5 protein-coding genes are annotated in these 3,045 nt (G+C 65.3%); all 5 read left to right on the top strand.

Annotated features, from left to right (window positions below):
* On the top strand, positions 1-681 hold a 681-nt coding region (locus IT540_RS19910; RefSeq protein ID WP_291181620.1), incomplete at its 5' end, for a preprotein translocase subunit SecY.
* The gene (locus IT540_RS19915; RefSeq protein ID WP_291181621.1) at positions 678-1,259 is read left to right on the top strand and encodes an adenylate kinase; all 582 of its coding nucleotides are present in this window, start codon (positions 678-680) and stop codon (positions 1,257-1,259) included. The genes IT540_RS19910 and IT540_RS19915, both read left to right, overlap by 4 nt.
* A gap of 209 nt (positions 1,260-1,468) precedes the next feature.
* Positions 1,469-1,840 (top strand): 30S ribosomal protein S13, encoded by a 372-nt coding sequence (rpsM, locus tag IT540_RS19920; RefSeq protein ID WP_291181622.1) that lies wholly within the window; start codon positions 1,469-1,471, stop codon positions 1,838-1,840.
* A 74-nt stretch (positions 1,841-1,914) separates the two neighbouring features.
* The gene (rpsK, locus tag IT540_RS19925; protein WP_291181623.1) at positions 1,915-2,310 is read left to right on the top strand and encodes a 30S ribosomal protein S11; all 396 of its coding nucleotides are present in this window, start codon (positions 1,915-1,917) and stop codon (positions 2,308-2,310) included.
* A 135-nt stretch (positions 2,311-2,445) separates the two neighbouring features.
* Positions 2,446-3,045 (top strand): DNA-directed RNA polymerase subunit alpha (locus tag IT540_RS19930; RefSeq protein WP_291181624.1); only part of this gene is annotated, 600 nt, incomplete at its 3' end.

A 3,045-nucleotide genomic window follows, 5' to 3' on the forward strand; every position in this document is an offset into this window, starting at 1 on the left:
CTGGCGCTGATGCTGGCCGTCGTCGCCGCCATCGTCTTCATCGAGCGTGCGCAGCGACGATTGCTGATCCAGTACCCCAAACGACAGCAGGGCAACCGCGTTGCCCAGGGTGAATCGTCGCACTTGCCGTTGAAGCTGAACACGTCGGGCGTTATCCCGCCGATCTTCGCGTCGTCGCTGCTGCTCTTGCCGATCACGGCCGCGCAGTTCTCTTCCGCCCAGGGCGGTGGACCCGAGTGGCTGCAGACTCTGGTGGCCGCCCTCGGCACCGGCCAGCCTCTGCACATCGCCATCTACGTGGCGATGATCGTCTTCTTCGCCTTCTTCTACACGGCCGTCGTCTTCAACCCGAAGGACACCGCTGACAACCTGCGCAAGCACGGCGGCTTCCTTCCCGGCATCCGCCCCGGCGAGAAGACGGCCGAGTACATCGACTACGTTCTGACGCGCATCACGGTCGTCGGCGCCATCTATCTCGCGGCCGTCTGCGTCATGCCCGAGATGCTGACCGCCTACGCGGGCGTTCCGTTCTACTTCGGCGGCACGTCGCTCCTGATTGCGGTGAGCGTGACCATGGACACCGTTGCCCAGATCCAGAGCCATCTGCTCGCCCACCAATACGAGGGGCTGATTAAGAAGGCGAAGCTCCGCGGCGCGACGACGAGGGGCGGCCGGCGATGAAACTCATTCTTCTGGGACCGCCTGGCGCCGGCAAGGGGACGCAGGCCGATGCGCTGGCCAAACGGCGCGGCCTCGTGCAGCTCTCGACTGGCGACATGCTCCGCGCCGCCGTCAAGGCCGGCACCGAGATCGGCCGCAAGGCCGAGGCCATCATGAAGAGCGGCGGCCTCGTGCCAGACGAGGTCGTGATCGGCATCATCGCCGACCGCATCGAGCAGCCGGATTGTGCCAACGGCTTCATCCTCGACGGTTTCCCGCGCACGCTGAAGCAGGCCGCCGCCCTCGACCAACTGCTCGACTCCAAGGGCACGATCCTGGACCTCGTGATCGAGCTCAAGGTCGACGACGAGGCGCTCGCGGCCCGCATTGAGAACCGCGCCCGCGAGACCATCGCCGCCGGCGGCACGCCCCGCGCCGACGACAATGCCGAGGCGCTCCGCACCCGCCTCCTGGCCTACTACCGGGAGACGTCGCCGCTGATCGGCTACTACTTCGCCCAGGGCAAGCTGAAGACCATCGACGGCATGGCGCCCATCGCCGAGGTTAGCCGGCAGATCGACGACCTGCTCGCGGCGTAGGCGACGGGATTGGGAAAAGTGTCACAGATCAAGGCTCAGGTTGACGAAGCATTATGACCAAGCTACAACACCGCGCTTTCAGGACGATGGAACGGAAGGCCTGCTCCGTGCGGCGATCTTCGCCCGGATCAGGTCAATCCGTGTTTTTTCGTTGAATAACAGATAGATGGCCGCCTCGCGGTCGATGAAGAAGCCCCCAGGAGACGGAAGTGGCCCGCATAGCTGGTGTGAATATCCCGACGCAGAAGCGCGTTCTGATCGCGCTTCAATACATCCATGGCATCGGGCCTAAGTTCGCTGAGGAGATCTGCAAGCGGGTCGGCATCCCGGCCGAGCGCCGCGTAAACCAGCTCACCGACGCCGAGGTGCTGCAGATCCGCGAGGCGATCGACCGCGACTACGTCGTCGAGGGCGATCTCCGCCGCGAAGTTGCTATGAATATCAAGCGCTTGATGGACCTCGGCTGCTACCGTGGGCTGCGCCACCGCAAGGGCCTGCCGGTCCGCGGCCAGCGGACTCACACCAACGCCCGCACCCGCAAGGGTCCGGCGAAGCCGATCGCCGGCAAGAAGAAGGCTTAAGGGCGTTCAAGGAATTCGGCCGCTGACGGCTGTTCAGATTGGCCCGGGCGACGGGCATGAGGAGTTGCGATTTCATGGCGAAAGATCAGGCACGAACGAAAGTCCGCCGCCGGGAGAAGAAGAACATCACCTCCGGCGTGGCGCACGTGAACGCCTCGTTCAACAACACGATGATCACCATCACCGATGCCCAGGGCAACACGCTGGCCTGGTCGTCGTCGGGCACCATGGGCTTCAAGGGCTCGCGCAAGTCGACGCCCTTCGCCGCCCAGATGGCTGCTGAGGACGCCGGCAAGAAGGCCATGGAGCACGGCATGAAGGTGCTCGAGGTCGAGGTTTGCGGTCCCGGCTCCGGCCGTGAGTCGGCGCTGCGCGCGCTGCAGTCGGTCGGCTTCCAGATCACCTCCATCCGCGATGTGACGCCGATCCCGCACAACGGATGTCGGCCGCGCAAGCGCCGCCGCGTGTAAGACCAAGCGAGCTCGGGGCCTTCCCTGGGCGGGAAACTGCCGCGCCACTCCCGTCTCCGGTCTCGAGCTTATCCTCTGTTGGAAGCGTGCCGCCCTTGGGCGAGGCGGCACCCCGAACCGCTACGAGGACCCCCCGTGACGAACGTACTGCAGAAGAACTGGCAAGACCTCATCAAGCCGTCGAAGCTCGAGATCACTCCGGGCCGCGACCGCACCCGCACCGCCACCATCATCGCCGAGCCGCTCGAGCGCGGCTTCGGCATGACGCTCGGCAACGCGCTGCGCCGCGTGCTGCTGTCGTCGCTTCAGGGCGCCGCCATCAAGACCGTGCAGATCGACGGCGTGCTGCATGAGTTCTCCTCGATCCCCGGCGTGCGCGAGGACGTCACCAGCATCGTTCTCAACATCAAGGAGATCGCGCTGCGCATCCACTCGGATGGCGTCAAGCGCATGGTGCTGAAGAAGGAAGGTCCGGGCCCGGTCAAGGCCGGCGACATCGAGACCGGCTCCGAGGTCGACATCTTGAACCCCGAGCACGTCATCTGCCATCTCGACCAGGGCGCGCAGATCCGCATGGAGTTCACCGCCGACATGGGCAAGGGCTACGTGCCCGCCGACCGCAACCGCCCCGACGACGCGCCGATCGGCCTCATTCCGGTCGACAGCCTCTACGGCCCGGTGAAGAAGGTTTCCTACAAGGTCGAGAATACCCGCGAGGGCCAGATCCTCGACTAC

It is taken from the genome of Hyphomicrobium sp. (assembly GCF_020852195.1).
Classification (GTDB): Bacteria; Pseudomonadota; Alphaproteobacteria; order Rhizobiales; family Hyphomicrobiaceae; genus Hyphomicrobium_C.

Excerpts from the sequence above, each read along its gene's own strand:
- IT540_RS19915 (WP_291181621.1), top strand. The coding sequence starts at position 678 with ATGAAACTCATTCTTCTGGGACCGCCTGGCGCCGGCAAGGGGACGCAG.
- rpsK (WP_291181623.1), top strand. The coding sequence starts at position 1,915 with ATGGCGAAAGATCAGGCACGAACGAAAGTCCGCCGCCGGGAGAAGAAG.